The following is a 19,113-nucleotide window of genomic DNA, read 5'->3' on the forward strand; positions in this document are numbered from 1 at the left end:
CCACCAAATGGCTAATGCGATTAGCTGTAGACTAGTAACGTTAGCCATGAAGGTCAACACCACACCCAGCCGCGCTCGATCGGGGGCCGGACTTCGTGCGCCGTGACTTCACCGCCGACGCCCCGGACCAGGTGTGGGCCGGCGACATTCCGACGGTCAGCGGGTCCCGTTCACAGCAAGAGCGCCCGAGCCGGCCGAAGCCGACCCGGGCGTCCAACCAACACACGTGTACAGACGCCTACTTGACGGCCCGGTAGGCCCGGTGGATCGTCTGCTTCAGGGTGTTGCCGGCCGCGTCCGTGAGCGTCACGCGCAGAGAGACCGTGCCCGCCTTCGCCGGGTGGCGCAGGTCGAGGCGCTTGCCGTCGACCGCCTTCGCCGGGTGCCAGGTCCGGCCGTCGTCGTACGAGACGGAGAAGGCCAACTTGCGGGCGGTGCGCGCGGTGGCCGCGCCCTCGACCGTGAACGGGACAGAGAAACGCGTACCCGCCTTGGCCGTGCTCTCCGTGGACAGCCGGGGCGTGAAGCGGACCACCGACAGCGGCAGCCGCTGCCCGACACCGGTGACGTGCGCGGAGGTGAAGGTCCACTCGGCGGTGACCCGGGTGCTGACCGAGGACAGCGTGGTGGGGCGGGAGACGTCCGTGGTGAGACGGAACGAGCGCTTGGCAGCGGGGAGTTCGTACGAGACGCCGGTCAGCGGCGTGTCCACGGCGAAGACCCGCGTGCCGCCCGCGTACAGGGTGCTCCTGGCCCTGCTGTAGCGGGAGTCGCCCACATGGCCGGCGCCGTCGGAGAACAGGGGAAGGTAGGCCAGGAGGGTGTCACCGATACGGACCGCGCCGGGACGGTCCTCGCCGTCCGTCAACGGGCCGGTGAGGTGCGGGCCGAAGACGCCGGTGTTGAAGCGCTCGGTGTACTGCCTGCCCGCGCTGTACGAGCGGGGCTTCGCGATCCACTGGCCGGCCTCCCACACCGGTTCGCCGTCCGCGTCCTTGCCTCCGTCCTGCGAGACGGAGTACCGCCACCGCACGCCCGGCAGGACGTACTCGGTGAAAGCGCCCGGCAGCGAGCGCGTGTCGAGGTGGAAGTCGAACGACGAGCCGCCCGGAGTCATCGGCGCGGCGACGAGCGTCGCCGTCTTGCCCCTGGCGGGCGCACCGGCGGCGAGCGTGACCTTGGCGAACTGCCCGCGCTTCAGGTTCGCGGTGAAGCCCGACAGGTCGCCGGTACGGTTCCAGGTCGGCCGGTAGTGCGTACTGCCGTGCGTCCAGGTGCCGTTGTACTGCGCGAACGCCTCGCCCGCCGGAAGCCGGGCCCCGAACTGACCGACGCGCAGCCTGCCGAAGTCGCCCATGTCGTACGTGGAGATGCTGCGGTACCCGTCGATGTCGAACCCGTAGTTGAGGGTGGCGTCGGTGTGCTTGGCCCTGCTGTCCGGCACTGTGATCCGGATCGGCTTGGCCTTGCGGGCGTCCATCACGAGGGTGGTGTCACGGGTGAGCGAGAACTTCGGGTTGAGGAGAAGGGCCAGCTCCCCGGATTCGGGGGTCGCGCCCGTGTCGATACGGCCTTCGAGGCTGTAACGCCCCTTGGGCAGCCGTACGGTGAACTCGCCGTCCGTGTCGTCGGAGTAGTCCTGCCAGATCTCGTTGTCCAGGCCCTGCACCCCGGTCTCGGAACGGATGGCGGTCTTGCCCTTCAGGTCGAGGTGCTTGACCGTCAGGTCGTACGACTCGACCTCGCGGTGTACGCCGATGCCGGTCCGTACGGTCGTACCCGCGCCGTCCGTCGCGGTGAGCGCGCCGCCGAAGGAGCCGTCGGCCGTGCCCGCGCCGCTGTCTGCGGTGACCTGGGCGGTCGCGGTGGCGCCCGCCGGGACGGTGAGCTGTTTCGGCGAGACCTCGAACATGCCCTGGGCGGCGGGCTTTCCGTCCTCGCCGTACGCCTCGGTGGCCAGGTCGAGGGTGCGGGGGCGGTCGCCGTCGTTGCGGTACGTGACCGTCCTGATGACCGGCTGGTCGTCGGTGTGCGGCCACTGTTGGGCGGGGAAGCCGAGGGTGGCGGGGGTGGTGGTGAGCTGCTGGTCGAGGGCGCGGGTGAGGTCCGTACGACCCGTACCCTGCGCGAACGCCGAGACACCGGCGGTCGGCTTGGCGGATGCGGTGAGCGCGGCCTTGAGGCGCTCACCGGTCCAGTCGGGGTGACGCTGGGCGAGGATCGCGGCGGCGCCCGCGACATGCGGGGTCGCCATCGACGTACCGCTCATCGAAACGTAGCCGTCGGCGGCCGGGTCGCCCAACGTGCCCTCGGCCGCCTTCGCGGCGACGATGTCGACGCCGGGGGCGGTGAGGTCGGGCTTGAGGGAACCGTCCGCTGTCGGGCCGCGGCTGGAGAACTCGGCCATGGCGTCGGTGCGGTCCACCGCGCCGACGGTGAGCGCGGCGGCGGCGCTGCCCGGCGAACCTACGGTCCCGGCGGCGGGGCCCTCGTTGCCTGCGGCGATCACGAAGAGGGCGCCGGAGGAGGCGGACAGCTCGTTCACCGCCTGTTCGAGGGGGTCGTCACCGGGGCTGTCGGGGCCGCCCAGGCTGAGGTTGACCACCTCGACACCCTGCGCGACGGCCCACTGCGCGCCGGCGATGACCCCGGACTCCTCGCCGTAGCCGTCGTCGTCGAGCACCTTGCCGCTGATCAGCCGGGCGCCCGGCGCGACCCCCTTGTACTTGCCCCCGGAGTGCGCGCCGGACCCCGCGACCGTGGACGCCACATGCGTGCCGTGACCCACCCGGTCGACCGTGTCCGCCGCCTCGGAGAAGTTCTTCGCCGCGTCGATACGGCCCTTCAGATCCGGGTGCGTGCCGTCAACTCCGGTGTCCAGCACGGCGACCTCGACGCCCGTGCCGTCGTACCCCGCCGCCCAGGCCTCGGGGGCGCCGATCTGCGCGGTGCTCCGGTCGAGGGCCGCCTCGACCTTCCCATCGAGCCAGATCTTCTCGACCCGGTCGGCGGCGGCCGACCTCTCCCGCGCCGTCCCCCCGCTGCCGGTGAGCGTCTCCCACAGGTCGGCGCCCTCGGACTTACGGGCCTTCAGCGCGTCCCCGTTGACGCTGGGCAGGTCCCGGCTGACCCGGGCTCCGGCGGCGGACAGCGCGCTCGGCGCGAGGGTGCGGCCCTTGGCGTACGTCACGATCAGCGGGAGGTCGGGGCGGGCCGCGTCGTCGTAACCCCACTTGACCAGCTGCGTCACGTCGAACAGCCGCCGGTCGGCGGTGCCGTTCGCGAGGAGCCGCTCGGCGTCACGCGGGACGACGTAGGTGCGGTCGGCGCTCCGCGCTATTCGGAAGGCGGTGCCTTCCCGACCCTTGCCGGGCCGCACACCGGTGACCTGTCCGGTGGCGTCCAGCGTGACCCGGTCACCGGTGACGAGGGTGACTGTCCTGGCCTTGCCGAGGGCGCCGGCCGTACCTGCCGTACCGCTGTCGAACTGTGCGGCCCCGGATTCCGGGGCACCGAGCAGGGCCGAGGTAAGGGCGGCGGCGACGAGCACGGCGAGAGCGGAAGCCTCACTCGCTCGCCTCTTACGGTGATTCAAGGCATGCCTTTCTCTCCGGACCTTCGGGCATGGCAGAGCAGCCCGGCGGACGGGACAAAGAAACAGAGGGGGAAAGAGGCGCCCCTTCGCAAAGGGGCGCGGGGCGTACGGACTCAGACGAGCCGCTTACGCCCCCAGAAGAAGAGGAACGCCACGACACCGGCGGTCAGGGCGAACAGAATCGACGCCCCGAACCACTGCATGGCGTTCATCTGCGACATCGGGAGGTACTGCACCGACCAGCCCACGACATCGGCCTTGTCCAGGCACACCTGCCGTGCCGCGTCGGTCTGCGACCCCGAACAGGTGCCCCAGCCCACCAGATCCCCGCTGCCGGTGACATACGACTGGTCGATTTCGTAGGCGCCGTGGGGGAGCGACGGGGACACGTTCCCGCCCGTGACACCCTTGTTCGTCGTGACCGTGACGACGTTGCCGAGCGACAGCAGGAAGTAGCCCCAGACGAGCTGGAGGACGACGGTGAAACCGAAGGTGACCACCATGGCCATCAGCGTGCGCCGCAGCACCACACCGATCGCCACCCCGCCGAAGACGGAGAAGAGGGTGAGGGCGACAGGCACCGGGCCCGTCGTGTTGAACGCGGCGCCCGAGGTCCAGTCCATGACCGTGACCTCGGACTTGACGGGGTTCCACCACCAGCCGAACACCGCCGACAACACACCCGTGCTCACCACGACCACCAGTCCGGCCAGCGCCAGCTTCGTGGCGAGCCAGCGGGTCCGGCTCATGGACTGGGCGGCGACCAGCTTGGCGGTGCCGTTCTCCAGGTCGCCCGCGATGAGCGGGGCGCCGAGGAAGACACCGAGCAGGATGGGTATCGCCTGGAGACCCATGGAGACGAAGGAGAACGCGTCGTTGTACTGCTGGAACTTGCCGCCCGCCTCGTCGAGGCTCTTGCCGGGATAGCCGTAGCCGTCGAGGAAGTCGACCAGCTGGCCGCGCTGGTAGACGATCCAGGCCACGGAGAGCGCGGTGGCGGCGAGGATCGTCCAGAACGCGGCCCGGTGCTGGCGCCAGACCAGCCAGGTCATACCGCTGAGTCGGGGGCGCCGGTTGCCCTCCGTGGTGGTCGCGTTCAAGGTCCCGTCGGGGGTCCCGTTCATGGTCCCGTTCATGGTCCCGTTCTTGCCGTCGCTCGTGGAGCCGGTCGAGGTGCTGGTCGAGCTGCGGGTGAAGGTGCTCATGCCGCCACCGCCCCGGTGCCGAACCCCTGGCCATGGACCTGTGCGGTGGGGGTGATCAGCGGTGGTGCGTCGGGTGAGCGGAGATAGGCGAGCAGGAGTTCCTCCATGTTCGGGGCGTTTGTGTCCCAGGGGCCGGTGACCGGGCCCTCGGGGCGGATGAGCGCGGTGAACTGCCGTCCGCTGGTCCGGGACTCGACGAGGGTGTGGTGCCCGAGGGCGAGGGCGGGAGGCATGCCGTCACCCTCCTTGGCGCCCGTGACCAGGGTGTGCACGGACATCAGCTCGTCCACGTCACCGGCGAGGCGCACTCCGCCGCCGGAGACGACGACGAGGTAGTCGCACACGTTCTCCAGTTCGGCCAGGACGTGGGTGGACATCAGCACGGTGGTTCCGCGCTCGGCGGCCTCGGCGAGGAGGGTGCCCATGATCTCGTGGCGCACGACCGGGTCGAGGTCCGACATCGGCTCGTCGAGCATCAGCAGGTCGGGGCGCTTTCCGAAGGCGAGGGCGATGGCGACGCGGGTGCGCTGGCCTCCGGAGAGGGTGCTGATCTTCGCGTCGAAGGGCACGTTGCCCGCGCGGATGATGTCCTCGGCGGCGCGCTGGTCCCAGCCGGGGTTCAGCTCCCGGCCCAGACGCAGGGTCTCCGCCACGGTGAAGCGGCGGAACAGGGGCTTCTCCTGGGCGAGGAACGCTGTGCGCCGACCGGACTCCACCGAGCCCGGAGCCTCACCGAACAGGCTGATCGAGCCGTTCGTCGGCTGCAGGACATGGGCCGCGATGCTCAGCAGCGTGGTCTTGCCCGCCCCGTTGGGTCCCACCAGGCCGCAGATCCGTCCCGCCGGGAGCCGGAAGGAGCAGTCCCGCAACGCCCAGCCCCGCCGGTAGCGCATCCCCAGCCCGTACGCCTCGATCGCCGGTTCCCCCGCGTACATACCTTCACTCACCTGTGCTCCTGGTTGTCGTGGCCCCCGTGGACCCCGTTGCCGCCACGTTCCCGGCGGCGTACTGCTTCTCCATCGCCGACGCGACCAGCGCGGCCACGTCCTCCTGCTCCAGACCGGCCCCGGCCGCCTTCGACATCCACGCCACCAGCTCCGCGTACAGCGGCGAGTCGGTGCCCGTCTCGGGGCGGCCCAGCGTGCGGCGTACGAAGGTGCCCTGGCCCGGTCGCGGTTCGACCAGGCCCTCGCGCTCCAGCTCGCGGTACGCCTTGAGGGTGGTGTTCGGGTTGACCGTGCTGGTCGCGGCGACCTCCTTGGCGGTGGGCAGCCGGTCACCCGGCACGAGTACGCCCAGCCGGAGGGCCTGCTTGGTCTGCTGCACGATCTGCTGGAAGGCGGGGACCCCGCTCCGCCTGTCGATGCGGTACTCCACGATCACCACCATCATTCCACTACTTGATTAGTGGAATGATGATGGAGAGGTGCGAGGGCGGTTGTCAATGCCGACCGGGGATGAGGAGAAGCGGGTGGGAGGTACCCTGACCGTCTTTTTTTGGGACATCAGCGGACAGGGAACAAGGCATGTCCACTCCCAGCTGATCAACTGCACCGCTTCCGAGGTCGCCACGATGATCGAGGGCGCGATGCGGCACGGCACCACGATGGACGTGGAGGCCAACTACACGGACTCGCACGGCCAGTCGGAAATCGGGTTCGGCATCACGAGGCTGCTGAACTTCGACCTGCTGCCGCATATCAAGCGGATCAACAACGTGAAGCGTGGCCGGCGAGTCGGACGCCTACCCGCAGCTGAGCCCGGCGCTGACCCGCCCGATCCGCTGGGAGCTCATCGCCCAGCAGTACGACCAGATGATCAAGTACGCCACGGCGATCCGGACCCCGTACCGCCTCCACCGAGGCGATCCTGCGGCGCTTCACCCGCAACGCATCCCACCCCACCTACGCGGCGATGCTGGAGGTCGGCCGCGCGCAGAAGACCATCTTCGTGGCCCGGTACCTGCGACTTCGGGACCTCCAGCGGGAGATCGAGGAGGGCCTGAACGTGATGGAGTCCTCCAACGGCACGAACTCCGTCATCGCCTACGGCAAGGGCGGGGAGATCGCCTCGAACCGGCGCGACGAGCAGGAGATGTTCGTCCTGTGCCTGCGCATCCTGCAATCGGCCCTGGTCTACGTGAACACCCTGATGCTCCAGGACATCCTCGGCGAACCGGAGTGGGCCGAACTCCTCACGCCCGCCGACCGGCGCGGCCTGACCCCGCTGTTCTGGTCGCACGTGCGTCCGTACGGGGAGGTCAACCTCGACATGGACACCCGCCTCTACCTTGCCGCGGTCAAACTCCCGGGTCCCCGAGTTCCGACGGACGCCGCCGACCAGCGGACATCTGAGCGTGCGTGAAGCGTGAGCGAGGTCAGAAGGAGCGGTGGGAGGGAGAAGGAAGCCAGATGGTCCACCACACCTCCCTCCCGTAAGCATCATGTCGCTGCGTTCGCACTGTCTTGTGAGGCGTCTTCCTTGGAATGCGACTTCAGGACGCCCCGCCCACGCGTACGGTCCATCTCGCGCCATTCCGGGCGCAGTCCAGCCAGATTCGTGGTGAGGAAGTACGCGGCGCCGCAGGCGAGCAGCACCGGCACGAGTCCGACAGCGGTCACCGCCACCCCTGCGAGCAGCCCGCCGAGAGGGATACCGGCCCAGGCCAGCGAGTCACCGAGCGCGTTGACCCGGCCCAGCATCCGGCGCGGCACCCGCTCGACGAGGACGGCCCCCAACACTGGGTTGATGAAGCCGGCACCGAACCCACTGACCGCGAAGACGGCCAGTACCACCCCCAACGGGGCATCGAAGGCGAGGATCAGGAACCTCGGTGCCCCGGCCAGCAGGAACCCGGTGAGAACCACCACCCGCCGCCGCAGCCGGTGCGCGACCACCGCGGCGATCAGGCTCCCGCCGACCGCCGCGGCCCCCATCACGCTGCCCGTCAGGCCGATCGCGGTCGGCCCGTCGCCGGACTCCCTGGCCCAGACGGGTACGAGCACCGAGGTGATCGCCGCGTCCAGCAGGTTGGTGATGCCGCACATGACCATGGCGGTGAGCAGCAGTGGCTCGCCGCGCAGGAAGGTGAAGCCCTCGCCGAACCGCCGCCAGTAGCCCGGTTCCGTCTCCCCGGCCGGCGAGGGGGCTTCCTCGACTGCGTGCCCCATGCCGCGAGGCAGCGCGAGTTTGATGATCACAGATCCGAGGGCGAAGCAGCCCGCGTTGACGGCGAGTCCGGTCAGGGGACCGAGCAGCGCCACCAGGGATCCGCCGACCGCCAGGCCGACGGTGGAGGCGAGCCGCTCGATCACGCCGGCCAGACCGGTGGCCCGCTCCAGTGGCACCCGGCCGCGCTCAGCCGCCTCCGGGACCATCACCTCCTTGGCGAGGTCGCCGGGTCCGCGGGCGGCGCCGATCAGCGCGACCAGAACCAGCAGAAGGGGATAGGAGAGCAGGTCCAGGGCGTGGAGCAGGGGAACCGCGGCGGCGGCGGTCGCGCTGGCCAGATCGGTGGTCCAGGAAACGGCCCGCGGGCCGATCCGGTCCGCCAGCGGTCCGGTGAACGCCTTGACCACCACGTAGGGAGTCATCTCGCAGAAGGCGACCAGTCCGGTCTGGGTGGCGCTGCCGGTGGTGACCAGGACGAACCAGGGCAGTGCCACAACGGAGATCCGAGTGCCGGTCAGCGACACGGCCATGGCCGCCAGCACCCCGCCCAGCGGCCGTAAGGACCTCTTGCCGGGTATGCCGCCGGCCTCCGAGGCGTCGTCGGTCATGACGTCGGGCTTCCTTCCTCATCCTGAGGGCCGGAAGGGAGCGACGACGCGGCAGGCGCATCCAGTTCGGGCAGGATCTGCGTGATCACGGCGACCCGTTCGGCTCCCTCGGGGGCACTCGCCGCCGTCTCCGGCGCGTCCCGCCGGTAACGCGCGACGACTTCCGTCAACTCCCGGTGCAGGGCGGCGGCTTCCTCGGGCGTGAGCCGCAAGGCCCAGTCGCTCATGTCGAAGGTGTTTCGCCATGCGCGTGGCATCGTCTGAAGCTCGTTCAGGGTCTGCTGCGTGCGCAGGGTGTAGATGGCGGCGACGGACTGCTGGTAGGCCAGTGCGGCCTCGGGCTCCCGCTCGGCCAGCTCCGGATCGTTGAACCAGGTAGTCCGGTGCACCGACCGCCACCAGCGCTCTCGCGCGTTGCCGCGTTCGGTGTCCTCCTCGACGAAACCGGCCGCGCCGAGCTGCCGGAGGTGGTAGCTGGCCGTACCGGAATTCACGCCCAGCCGCTCCGCGAGGCGGGTGGCCGTCGACGGACCGTACTTCCGCAGCAGCCCGACCAACTGCACGCGCACCGGATGCGCCAGGGCACGCAGCCCCTTGGCATCCAGGACAACCGAGTCCTCTTCAACGTTCGGGCCATCCGGCCTCTCCACTGCATCAGCCATGCGACACACGGTAGACCGCAAAGGGTTCTTCGCAAAGGATTCTTCGCGAAGAACCCTTTGCGGTTCGCCTCGTTTGTGAGGTGCCGCTGCTCATCTATCTGGCGGGTGCAGCCACCCCAGGACGACGACACCGCTGATCTCCTCGCACCCGTTCCGGCCGTACGGACCGGCAGCCTCGTGGGATACGCACGCGTGTCCACCAAGGGGCAGTTGCTCGACCGGCAGATCCACGCACTCAACACAGCGGGCTGCATCCGGATCTTCTCCGACAAGAAGTCCGGCAAGAACGCCGAACGCGAGGAACTGTGGAAGGCCCTCGACTACCTGCGCGAGGGCGACACCCTCGTCGTCCCGTCGCTGGACCGGCTCGGCCGTTCCATCCAGGACCTCATCGCGATCGTGTCCGGCCTGCGCAAGCGTGGCGTCGGCTTCACCTCGCTGCACGAGGCGCTCGACACGACCGAGCCCGGCGGGCGCCTGGTCTTCCACGTGTTCGCGGCGCTGGCGGAGTTCATCCGCGAACTCATCGTGCAGGGCACCAACGAGGGCCTGGACGCCGCCCGCGCCCGCGGCGCCCGACTCGGCCGCCCGCCGGCGATGACGGAGGAACAGGTACGTCACGCCCGCGACCTGCTCGCCCGCCCGGAGAACACCGTCACCTCGATCGCGAAGCTCCTTGGCGTCTGCAGGAACACGATCTACAACTACGTGCCCGAACTGAAGGGCGGTCGCCTCGCACTCGCCGAGGCAACGAGCACGCCGGAACTGCCCCAACCCACCAGGTCCGAGGACTGATCACCGCCGTTTGCGGCTGGTGACAGCATTCTTACCGGCACCCCGACATGGTGGCTCTGGCGGGTCAACATCCCGGGACCGGCATGATGTCAGTACCAGGTGGCATGCTCTGCCGCCATGAACAAAGAGCAGTTCTGGCAGCTCATCGAGGTAGCCCGTAACCAGGCGTCCAACCCGAACGACGGAGAAGTTGTCGCCCGCCGGGCAGCCTCGCAACTGGCCGCGCACCCGGCCGAGGAGATCGTCGCCGCTCAATCGCCGCAGCGGTCCTCACCCTGGAGCGGCAACGCTGAAAGACCTCAATGTTTCGCGGTGCACGGCAGCCCCGGCAAGGCTCAGCACGAAGGCCGCCCTGCCAGAGCTGTGACGTCACGTCACCCTTACCGTCACGTGGATCCGGTAAGCATGAATGCCGCAGTGCTGGTGCCGGCAACAGCAAGGATGCGTCGTAAGCGCACAGATCCGCTGAGCGTCACGGCGGCGGGCGTCGCTGCGCGTTTGAGTATGAGCATGGATGTTCCTCACTTCAACGGTACGAGGCTGCGCTTTCCGTGCCCGTAGCAAAGCCTGGGCCGATCACCGTCGCCTATATGATTCGATCACTTTCGAACGGTTGGGGGAGAGGCGGACGTCATGACCCAACTGCGCCTGAGCGCCGATGCCATCGCCGAGTCGCGCTTTGCCGTCTCGCCCGTCATGCAGTTGGCGGCCGCTCTGCACCCCCACCACCCTGGCGCAATCGCCGGACACCGTTCCTCGCCGAGCGCTGTCCGCCGGACACTGATCACGCATGGCTTGCATCTTCTGCTCGCGCTGCGTGACGACATGACCGATTACTTGCCGGACTTCCTGACTCCGCCTACGGAAACACCGGTGTCCGATGTCGATACCGAGTTGCACCGCGTCGCTACGACAGCGGCGCCCGTGATGGCCCGCCAGATGCGCCGTCTGATGTCACTGCCGGAAGTTGCCGATACGGAGGGCGAGCCGACCGAAGGGAGAGATCTTCCCTCGGTCCGGCGATACCTGAAGATGGGAGCATCTGCTTACGCTGACCGCGCCGCCCGAGAACTGCGTGTGTTCTGGGACGTGGCCCTCGCCCCTTCCTGGCGACGGCTTGCGGGGCAGGCCCAGGCAGACATCGAGCGCCATGCGATGGTCGCGCTTCGGCAGGGGATGCGGGTGGTTCTGAACTCCCTCCACCCCGACATGGCTATCACGGGACGCTGGTCGACGCCCGGCCCGTCTTCGCCATCCGGGGACGCTTCCCGGACGCCGACGATGTCGTCGTGAGCTGGCCCCATGTGTATCTGGCCGAGAGGGCGGACGTCGTGGACGAGCGCACCGTGCTGTGTGTGCTCACCCACGACCCGAAGTTCGACGTCCCGCTGCTGGAGGCCGCTCTGCGGACCCGGGCGGGCTACATCGGCGCGATGGGCAGCCGCCGCACGCACGAGGACCGGCTCGCCGGCCTGCTGGCGGCGGGGGTCCTGGAACCCGCACTGACCAGACTGCGTCGCAGCGGAGATCATCGCCCTGTCCTCGGGCGGCACGGGGCGGCGCTTGAACGGGCAGCCGTTCGGCCGGGGAGCCGACCAGCTCCAGCAGGGGCAGGTCGCAGATGTTCGAACGGCCCTCTGATCAGCCGGATGATCCGCCCGGAGGGGCTGTCCGCGTATTGACGCCCAGGTCCTTGGCCACGGACGCGTAGGTGCCACCGGGCGTGGCCCGGTACAGCGCGACGGCATCGGCCCGGACTCAGGCGACTACTTCAAAGTCCCCAACGGGAACTCCTGTCCTATGGATCTTCACGATCCAATGATCAGGGTGACTACGATCAAGGGCTGCCCCCCCAAGGCCGGGTAGCCAGCGTTTTCGCTGGTCGTGCAAGGGGAGTTGGGGTCCATGCTGTGGACGGGATTCCGCAGGCTCGAGGACCTTGATGTCGAGACCGGTGACAGTGCGGCTGGTGCCGGGCGGGCCTGCCGTCCTCGTGGCGGGTGCTGTGGCGGGACATCGGTGACTTGACCTTGCGGGTGCTGACCCGCTGGCGTCGGGGCGTGGTGGCCACCCCACGGTCTGTATTGCTCTTGTCCCGGCGGCTGAGCTGTGGCTGACTGGCGGCGGCACCGAGGGGGAGTGGGCATGGGCAATTGGGCCGTGATCGCGCAGTACTGCTACGGCGAGTCGTGCAGGACCGAGTTCATCTGCCGTGGGCGGGAAACGAAGGACCAGGCACTGGGGGAGCTCCGTGCTGTCCTCCACACGTATGTGCCGAGCAGAAATATCGTCGAGAAGCGGCGCCGCGTGTACCGCTTCGCCGACCAGGAGTCATACCTGGTGGTGATCAAAGGCAAGCTGACGGAGTGGGAGTGCACTCTGCGCATCGCGGAGCTGGTCTCGGACTCGACCGACCCGGGAGTGGCCAAGAGGGCACAGGAAGAAGGCGCGGTGGAGGTGGCTGACGGGCCGCAGGACCGGATCCCGCCCGGCTACTGAGCGGAGCCGAACTCCGCTGGGGTCGGTCGCCGCGCGGAAACCGTGGCCCGTGTGTTCAGCCGGGGGCAGGGCCCCCCCGAGTGGCTGCAGCGCTGTTGGCGGAACCCGTGCCGAGCTCCGGGTTTGTAGGCCGCGCCGGGAGTCGCCGCGTACAGGCAGAGCAAGCGATATGTCCCTTCAAGGTCACGTCCGCTGGAGTGGTGTATCGACGGCCAGTCGGTGATCTCGTTTTGAGGCTATGCGGTGAGTTCGGTGGGCAGGGCTGTGTCGTCGGTTTCTGACTCGATCGGGTGGAGGCGGGACTTGGCGAGGAGTTCTCGGCCCATGTAGCGGCGGGCTTCGGTCCATTCGTCGTTCTGCTCGGCCAGGACCGCGCCGACCAGGCGGATCTGGGCGGTGCGGTCGGGGAAGATGCCGACCACGTCGGTGCGGCACCTGATTTCCTTGTTCAGCCGCTCCTGCGGGTTGTTCGACCAGATCTGCCGCCAGATCTCACGCGGGAAGGCGGTGAACGCGAGCAGCTCGTGCTGGGCGGTGTCCAAGTGGGCTGCAGCTTTGGGGAACTTGACTTCCAGGGCGTCCAGAACGTGCCGCATCTGGGCCTGGACGGCGTCGGTGTCGGGCTGTTCGAAGACGGTCCGCAGCAGCGTGGTCACCCAGGGCTGGGCCGACTTGGGAACCTGGCTCAGCAGGTTGCGGGCGTAGTGGGTGCGGCATCGCTGCCACGATGCTCCGGGCAGGACGGCGCCGATCGCGGCGACCAGGCCGGTGTGGGCGTCGGAGACGACGAGCTGGACGCCGGACAGGCCGCGGGCGGTCAGGGAGCGCAGGAAGGCGAGCCAGCCGGCGCCGTCCTCGGCGGTGGCGACGTCGATGCCGAGGATCTCGCGGTGCCCGTTGGCGTTCACGCCGACCGCGATCAGTGCGTGGACGTTGATGATGCGGCCGCCCTCGCGGACTTTCTGGGTGAGCGCGTCGACCCAGACGAACGCGTAGGGGCCCTGGTCCAGGGGCCGGTTGCGGAAGGCGGCGACCTGCTCGTCCAGGTGCTTCGCCATCGCACTGACCTGGGACTTCGACAGCTGGGTGACCCCAAGGACTCGGCGAGCTTCTCGACCCGGCGCGTGGAGACGCCAAGCAGATAGGCGGTGGCCACCACCGAGATGAGGGCCTGTTCGGCCCGGCGGCGCCGTTCGAGGAGCCAGTGCGGGAAGTAACTGCCCTGGCGCAGCTTGGGGACGGCGAGTTCGACGGTCCCTGCGCGGGTGTCCCACTCGCGTGGGCGGTAGCCGTTGCGGTGGTTGACGCGCTCGTCGCTGACCTGCCCGTACTCGGAGTTGCAGAGAGCGTCGGCTTCCGCGGACATGAGCGCGTCGGCGAACGTCTTGACCATCGCGCGCAGCAGATCCGGACTCGCCGCGGCGAGGTTGTCCTCGGCGAGGGCGTGCAGGGGCACACTGTCAGGTGCGGTCATCGTGCTGATCTCCTTCGAGGCTTCGACACTTCGAAGATCAGCCGGTGGCCGTTCATCTATGCGGGCATCAGCCAGAAGCCGGAGCAAACCCCGGATCAGGTCCAACCCGTACACCACTTCCCTGGACGCAACCGGAACTCCTTGTGCGATTGCGCCGTGGGTCGTCGGGCTACTCGTTCGCCGAAGCAGTGTGCGGTTGCCGGGCAACTCAGCTGCACGTCGTTCGGAAGCCGATAATGTGGAGCGAGCCGGATTCGGGCCGTTCAAGGGGGCTGAGTGGAAGCGGAGTTGGTGCGGCTGGCCGCGTCCGTTGCGACGACAGTGGCAGGGACGATCGGTACCGACGCATATACCGCGTTCAAGGCCCGGGTGGGGGCACTCTTCAGGCGGGGCAGGCAGGAACGGGAGGACTCCTTCCTCAGTGAACTGGAGGAGCGGCGTAGCGATCTGACCCTGGCTCGTGACAGGGGCGACGAGGCCCGCGTGGCGGAACTGGTGCCGGAGATCGAGGAGCTGCTGCGCGGCGAACTGCGGATGCTGCTGGAGGAGCAGCCGTCTCTGGCAGGCGAGTTGAGGGACCTGCACACCGAAGTGAGGAACGTTGTCACCAACGGCACCTTGGTGGTGGGTGGTCATACGCAGGTCTCGAACGTGTACCACTACTACGACGGGGGCCCGGCGACGCCACGGCAGGCCCTTCCGAGCACCGCGGCGCCGCTGCCCCAAATCGCTCTGTGGCCGATGGAGCACTACGAGAACAATGAGAGCCTGCTCCGGCGAATGGACGCCGTGCGAACACAAGGCCAGGCCGCCGGGGTTGCCGCCACGATGTATATGCAGGGTGTGCCGGGTAGTGGGACGTCCGCCGTGGCGCGTAGGTGGCTGCGCATACACCAGGATGAACTGAGGGGTCCTCAACTCGAAGCGTCGCTGGGCAGAGATCCCTGGGGAAACCTGCCGGAGCCCTCAGCGATCCTGGAACGCTGGTTCCGCGAGCTGGGAGTCCCGGCGGGAGACGTGCCTGCTGACCCCGGGGAACGGTCGACTTACTTCCGTCGGCTCGCTGCCCGTGGTCCGATCGTCGTGCTGCTTGAGGATGTCGTAGTCGCCTCCCAGGTCGAACCGCTGCTGCCGGGCACCCCGGGCAGCGTGGCTCTCATCACCAGCCACTCCCGCCTGCCCCAACTGGTCCGCACCGTCGGCGCCGAGCCCTTCGAGATGAAGCCGCTGGGTCGGGTGCACAGCCGGAAGCTGCTCGTCAACGTTGGCAGGATCAGAGGCGACACCACGGCGTACGAGAAGGAACTGGACCTGATCGCCGACGGGTGTGGCGATCTTCCTCTCGCGCTGTGCATCGCAGGGGCGCAGCTGGCACTCGGTCACGCCGGCAGGGTGCGTGAGCTGGCGGCGGAACTGTCGGACCGCACGACCAGGCTGGAAGCGCTCAACATGGATGACGAGATCTCCGCCGCTCTGGACCCCGGCTATCGCGGTCTCGCCCCGGACGCCGCGCGTCTTTACCGTTGCATCGGTCTCCACCCCGCCGGACAGTTCGAGGCGGATGTCGTACGGGCCATGCTCCCGGACATGGACACCGCCGCCCGGAACAAAGTCCTTCGGCAGCTCACCGCCGCGAACCTGATTGAGCCGGACAGGGACGGCTATCGGGTGCGTCACCACCTCATCCACGACCATGCGCTCGCCTGCGCTCTCGCCGACGAACCGGCCGAGGCCCGTGAAGCGGTGCTGGACCGGATCATCGCGCACTACCTGGAGTTCGCCGAACGCGCGGAGGCGGCTCTGTCCTCCCGCTACCGGCATGATCCGGCAGGTGCGTACGCGGCTTACGTACCCACGGGAAGCGTTGACGCACCAGAGGTGATCGCGAGTCTGGAGCGACGCCGGGAGAGCCTGGAGAACGTGGTACGCCTGGCTCACGAGAAGGGCCGTCATGACCAGACCTGGCGGCTGGCCCAGGGGCTGCACACGTTCTACCTCAAATGCGGCCTGCACAGTCCCTGGATAACGACGCATGAACTGGCACTCGAATCGGCCCACGAGTGCCGTGACCAGATGGCCATCGCCCGGATGCACTTCGAACTCGGCTTCGCTCATCTTGAGCGGTGGAGTACACGCCAGGGTGACCCGCGGACCGCCCGCGAGCACTTCGAGAGTGCGCTGGAACTCGTACGCCCAGCCGACGGCAACGCCACCGAAGGCCAGCGGCGTACGGAGTCCAGTGCGCTGGAGGGCCTCGGCCTGCTGGAACGCAAGCTTGGCAATCCTGCCGTCGCCCTTGAGCGCTACGCCTTGGGCCTGGGCGCACTGGATGGCATCGACCACAAGCGTGGCCGAGCCTTGTTCGCCCTCCACCGGGGAGTGGCCTGCACTGATCTGCGACGTCATGACGAGGCGGCCCGGGAACTGCACTCCGCCCGCGAACAGTTCGCGGATCTGCCGGTGCCCGACCCCTACAACGAGGCTCGTGCCCTGACCCGGTACGCCGAGGACCGGCGTGCTGCCGAGCAGCCGGGCGAGGCTGTGCGGGCGCTCGACGATGCGATCGAGATCATGACCGTGAACGGTCCGCCTTATCAGCGGGCCGGGATCCTTCTGCTCAGGGGGGACCTGCTGAGTGCGGAGGGCGACCACACACGGGCGACGCTGGACTGGGTCACAGCCGGCGATCTGTTTCGCGAGGCGAACAGTCTGCGGGCGCAGGAGGCGGACCAGCGCCTCGCGGATGCCACGGGGGCGGGTGACGAGGACGGCTCACAGGACGGTGACGTCGAGTAGGCCGGCCTCGGCCTCTGCGCCGATCGCCACCTGAATACACACCGGGCCGGGGCCACTCATTGTGGACATCGCATGGTCGTGGACCACTGAGGCCGCTATGGCGGTCGACGTCCACGAGGGGCGCCTGCCATGCCAGCGGGCGCGCAGGCGCATGCCGTCCCGCAGCAGCGCCAGGCAGCCGTCCTCGGGCTCTTCGAGGGCGAGCAAGGCACACCCGGGGTAGAGGGCGGCGATGTCCTCCCAGCCCATCATCCCGGCGACGTGACGCGGTCGGCCGAGCGGCAGAAGCAGTACGTCCGCGGAGCGGGGCCAGCGGGCGTCCGGATCGTCGATGTCGGCCACCAGGTGCGTTCCCGCCAGATGCCGTTCCATAGTGCGGCGCTGCACGGGCGCCGGATAGCGGCGTACCGTGGCCCGGCGCTCCCCGGAGGCGGCCGACACGTACACCGGCCGCTGGACGGGGGAGGAATATCCGACCGGCACGGTGGAGGGGACCGGCACCGATCGCGGCCTGGCGGGTGTCGCGGGCTCGGGAAGTTCGAGCCATTGATAGAACAGGCGCCGCAGCAGGACGGCCGATTCCCCGGGCCGTGACGTCACAGTCGCACGCAGCTGGCGCAGTTCGGCGCTGCCTCGCTGGGCTGCGGCTGCTTCCTCGATCTGCGTCAGGAAAGGCCGGTGAGCAGAAAACCGGGGAAGTATCTTACCGAGGCGAGCCATAGGGGACTCAGGGGCCACCTTCGATTCAGCGAAAGAACCCAAAATTGCAGGGATTCCCAATGCGAATCCATACATTGTCAAAGAGCCATGGTCGCCAAGAACTCCATCCGCTGCCAGAAGCGCGGCTTTCCATGTTTCCGTGTCCGGCACCGGAAGCAGTAGGCCATGCTCTGTAAGCGGAGCCAGCCAGTTCTGCAATTGCCAGGCGCCATGACCGAACCAGGCATTGGGATGGACGGCCGCCAGAACGCGATATTCCTCGATAGGTAGCTCCGCCAGAACGCGGCGAAGCAAATCCGTTTCACTCTCGTCCGACGCTAGAATCGACCCGCGCCCCCACGTGGACGAGACCACAATGAGCTTCTGGCCCGGACGGATACCCAGAGCCCGCCGGTAGTCCTCTCGGAAAGGAGTGCTCACCTGTAGCTGATCGAAGCAGGGGTCCCCCGCCACCAAGCTCACGGGTACGGCTTCGGGGCAACTAACAGCGAGCCGCTCGCGTTGCTCATCATGAGAAAGAATGATTACCGACGGAACAATCCGCCCTTCATGCGTCAACCATTCAGGCGACAAGCCAAAGGCTTCCCGCTTCCCGCTTCCCGCTTCCCGCTTCAATAGCTTACTGTACCCGGCGCCATGCGGTGCGCCGATCAATGGAATGCGCAAATTGTGAAGGTCGCCGCCGCGGCTTGTGGCAATTGCCATGTCAAATTTCTGAACAGTTGCTTCTTTCCATGGTATGTGCAGAATTCCCCTGGAAGTGAAGAATTCAAGGGTCCCCTCGTCCAGAGTCGACGATTCAGTGCAGGTGAAGACCGTCTGTATACGTCGGTCGCCCTCGAATACGGTGAGCAGGTCGAGTAGCCGTGTCGCGGATGTGATGTTGTGGACCACGCCGAGAACGGTCCGCTCCGCCGCCACACTCACCCAGCGCCCGCTGTCCGCTGCTATCGGCAACGGCAGTCGCCCTGCACCGCGCACGTTTCGCTCCCAACTATCCCTTGCGTGACCCTGCCAGACGATAACGTGATGTTGGACCTGTGGGGTCTTGCTTGTGGGTCACGGGTGCCGAGAAAATCCAGCGACCGGTGGGGCGGCTGGCCCGCAGTCGCATCCACCGGTCGAGAACTGTGCTCGATCACAGCCAGGTGGTGGCCAGCCAGATGATCACGGCCGCAGTGGCGATGAGTCCGACGTTGAGTGTGATCTGGCGGTCTTCGCCGGTGAGGGGGACGGCGATCGCACCGATCTGCAGGAGCACGAACCCGATGGTCGCGGCCAGTGCCAGCCAAGGTGCGATGCCGGTCAGGGGCGGCAGGATCAGCCCGGTCGCGCCGAGTATTTCGACCGTCCCCAGCGCCCTGGCGGCGGGCAGGGGTATGCGATCGACCCAGGCCATCATCGGGCGGAGTTGATCTCGGCTACGGAGAACCTTCATCGCGCCTGCGTAGAGGTAGAAGAGGGCGAGTAGTCCGGCGACGATCCAATACCGGGTGTGAGTAGTTGAGGTACAGAAAGTGCCGCTGAGATTGATCATGGTCGGCTAGCACATCTACCGGGGGTGCCGCTGGGGTTCGCGGAAGATCGT

Annotated in this window: 14 protein-coding genes and 4 pseudogenes; 9 read left to right on the forward strand and 9 right to left on the reverse strand. The window is 68.1% G+C overall.

The genetic code is table 11. The annotated features are described in order from the left end of the window. Positions 1-238 precede the first annotated feature (238 nt). The 4 genes from AB0H86_RS18475 to AB0H86_RS18490 all read right to left on the reverse strand — a co-directional run bounded on the left by AB0H86_RS18475 (position 239) and on the right by AB0H86_RS18490 (position 6,192). Positions 239-3,550 carry a S8 family serine peptidase gene (locus tag AB0H86_RS18475; protein WP_362439106.1) on the reverse strand — a complete coding sequence of 1,104 codons (3,312 nt, stop codon included), beginning with the start codon at positions 3,548-3,550 and terminating at the stop codon, positions 239-241. A gap of 158 nt (positions 3,551-3,708) precedes the next feature. After that, positions 3,709-4,800: an ABC transporter gene (locus tag AB0H86_RS18480; RefSeq protein ID WP_362439109.1), complete on the reverse strand. Its 1,092-nt coding sequence runs from the start codon at positions 4,798-4,800 to the stop codon at positions 3,709-3,711. Next, positions 4,797-5,735, reverse strand: coding sequence for an ABC transporter ATP-binding protein (locus tag AB0H86_RS18485; RefSeq protein WP_362439700.1), 939 nt, complete (start codon positions 5,733-5,735; stop codon positions 4,797-4,799). The genes AB0H86_RS18480 and AB0H86_RS18485 overlap by 4 nt, the downstream gene beginning before the upstream one ends. 4 nt (positions 5,736-5,739) lie before the next feature. After that, positions 5,740-6,192: a GntR family transcriptional regulator gene (locus AB0H86_RS18490; RefSeq protein WP_362439112.1), complete on the reverse strand. Its 453-nt coding sequence runs from the start codon at positions 6,190-6,192 to the stop codon at positions 5,740-5,742. Positions 6,193-6,244: 52 nt separating this feature from the next. Between AB0H86_RS18490 and AB0H86_RS18495 the strand changes: the two are divergent. From AB0H86_RS18495 to AB0H86_RS18505, 3 genes and pseudogenes are all read left to right on the forward strand, one after another. Continuing rightward, positions 6,245-6,511: pseudogene (locus tag AB0H86_RS18495) on the forward strand (Tn3 family transposase); the annotation flags it as partial. Positions 6,512-6,524: 13 nt separating this feature from the next. Next, positions 6,525-6,632: pseudogene (locus AB0H86_RS18500) on the forward strand (Tn3 family transposase); the annotation flags it as partial. A 37-nt stretch (positions 6,633-6,669) separates the two neighbouring features. Beyond that, positions 6,670-7,164: a Tn3 family transposase gene (locus AB0H86_RS18505; RefSeq protein WP_362439703.1), complete on the forward strand. Its 495-nt coding sequence runs from the start codon at positions 6,670-6,672 to the stop codon at positions 7,162-7,164. A gap of 77 nt (positions 7,165-7,241) precedes the next feature. Here the strand turns inward: AB0H86_RS18505 and AB0H86_RS18510 are convergent, their stop codons facing one another. Continuing rightward, positions 7,242-8,579: an MFS transporter gene (locus AB0H86_RS18510; RefSeq protein ID WP_362439115.1), complete on the reverse strand. Its 1,338-nt coding sequence runs from the start codon at positions 8,577-8,579 to the stop codon at positions 7,242-7,244. Beyond that, positions 8,576-9,241, reverse strand: a complete 666-nt coding sequence (locus AB0H86_RS18515; RefSeq protein ID WP_362439118.1) for a winged helix-turn-helix domain-containing protein — start codon at positions 9,239-9,241, stop codon at positions 8,576-8,578. The genes AB0H86_RS18510 and AB0H86_RS18515 overlap by 4 nt, the downstream gene beginning before the upstream one ends. A gap of 105 nt (positions 9,242-9,346) precedes the next feature. On the opposite strand from AB0H86_RS18515, the gene AB0H86_RS18520 reads away from it, so the two are divergent. The 5 genes and pseudogenes from AB0H86_RS18520 to AB0H86_RS18540 all read left to right on the forward strand — a co-directional run bounded on the left by AB0H86_RS18520 (position 9,347) and on the right by AB0H86_RS18540 (position 12,535). Continuing rightward, entirely contained in the window at positions 9,347-10,036 is a 690-nt protein-coding gene (locus AB0H86_RS18520) for a recombinase family protein (RefSeq protein WP_362439121.1), read from the forward strand. Positions 10,037-10,153: 117 nt separating this feature from the next. Beyond that, positions 10,154-10,597 (forward strand): DUF4240 domain-containing protein, encoded by a 444-nt coding sequence (locus AB0H86_RS18525; protein WP_362439124.1) that lies wholly within the window; start codon positions 10,154-10,156, stop codon positions 10,595-10,597. A 72-nt stretch (positions 10,598-10,669) separates the two neighbouring features. Beyond that, entirely contained in the window at positions 10,670-11,329 is a 660-nt protein-coding gene (locus AB0H86_RS18530; RefSeq protein WP_362439127.1) for a hypothetical protein, read from the forward strand. Continuing rightward, positions 11,248-11,553: pseudogene (locus tag AB0H86_RS18535) on the forward strand (XdhC family protein); the annotation flags it as partial. The gene AB0H86_RS18530 and the pseudogene AB0H86_RS18535, both read left to right, overlap by 82 nt. A 628-nt stretch (positions 11,554-12,181) precedes the next feature. Then, complete coding sequence (locus AB0H86_RS18540; protein ID WP_362439130.1) at positions 12,182-12,535, forward strand: hypothetical protein; 354 nt, start codon at positions 12,182-12,184, stop codon at positions 12,533-12,535. A 236-nt stretch (positions 12,536-12,771) separates the two neighbouring features. On the opposite strand, the pseudogene AB0H86_RS18545 reads toward AB0H86_RS18540, so the two are convergent. Then, positions 12,772-14,009, reverse strand: a pseudogene (locus tag AB0H86_RS18545) (IS256 family transposase). Between the two features lie 276 nt (positions 14,010-14,285). Between AB0H86_RS18545 and AB0H86_RS18550 the strand changes: the two are divergent. Further along, positions 14,286-16,805: a hypothetical protein gene (locus AB0H86_RS18550; RefSeq protein ID WP_362439133.1), complete on the forward strand. Its 2,520-nt coding sequence runs from the start codon at positions 14,286-14,288 to the stop codon at positions 16,803-16,805. Here the strand turns inward: AB0H86_RS18550 and AB0H86_RS18555 are convergent. Further along, on the reverse strand, positions 16,782-18,419 hold the full coding sequence (locus AB0H86_RS18555) for a hypothetical protein (protein WP_362439136.1): 1,638 nt from the start codon (positions 18,417-18,419) through the stop codon (positions 16,782-16,784). The two genes, AB0H86_RS18550 and AB0H86_RS18555, sit on opposite strands and share 24 nt — an antisense overlap. A 244-nt stretch (positions 18,420-18,663) precedes the next feature. Further along, the gene (locus AB0H86_RS18560) at positions 18,664-19,062 is read right to left on the reverse strand and encodes a DoxX family protein (protein WP_362439139.1); all 399 of its coding nucleotides are present in this window, start codon (positions 19,060-19,062) and stop codon (positions 18,664-18,666) included. Between the last annotated feature and the right edge of the window lie 51 nt (positions 19,063-19,113).

Origin of the sequence: Streptomyces sp. NPDC050997, assembly GCF_040660135.1 — a bacterium.
Taxonomy (GTDB): Bacteria; Actinomycetota; Actinomycetes; order Streptomycetales; family Streptomycetaceae; genus Streptomyces.

Bases quoted from the DNA above. Each gene is read 5' to 3' on its own strand.
- AB0H86_RS18540 (WP_362439130.1), top strand. From the start codon at position 12,182: ATGGGCAATTGGGCCGTGATCGCGCAGTACTGCTACGGCGAGTCGTGC.
- AB0H86_RS18490 (WP_362439112.1), bottom strand. From the start codon at position 6,192: ATGATGGTGGTGATCGTGGAGTACCGCATCGACAGGCGGAGCGGGGTC.
- AB0H86_RS18530 (WP_362439127.1), top strand. From the start codon at position 10,670: ATGACCCAACTGCGCCTGAGCGCCGATGCCATCGCCGAGTCGCGCTTT.
- AB0H86_RS18515 (WP_362439118.1), bottom strand. From the start codon at position 9,241: ATGGCTGATGCAGTGGAGAGGCCGGATGGCCCGAACGTTGAAGAGGAC.
- AB0H86_RS18560 (WP_362439139.1), bottom strand. From the start codon at position 19,062: ATGATCAATCTCAGCGGCACTTTCTGTACCTCAACTACTCACACCCGG.
- AB0H86_RS18510 (WP_362439115.1), bottom strand. From the start codon at position 8,579: ATGACCGACGACGCCTCGGAGGCCGGCGGCATACCCGGCAAGAGGTCC.
- AB0H86_RS18480 (WP_362439109.1), bottom strand. From the start codon at position 4,800: ATGAGCACCTTCACCCGCAGCTCGACCAGCACCTCGACCGGCTCCACG.
- AB0H86_RS18525 (WP_362439124.1), top strand. From the start codon at position 10,154: ATGAACAAAGAGCAGTTCTGGCAGCTCATCGAGGTAGCCCGTAACCAG.
- AB0H86_RS18485 (WP_362439700.1), bottom strand. From the start codon at position 5,735: ATGTACGCGGGGGAACCGGCGATCGAGGCGTACGGGCTGGGGATGCGC.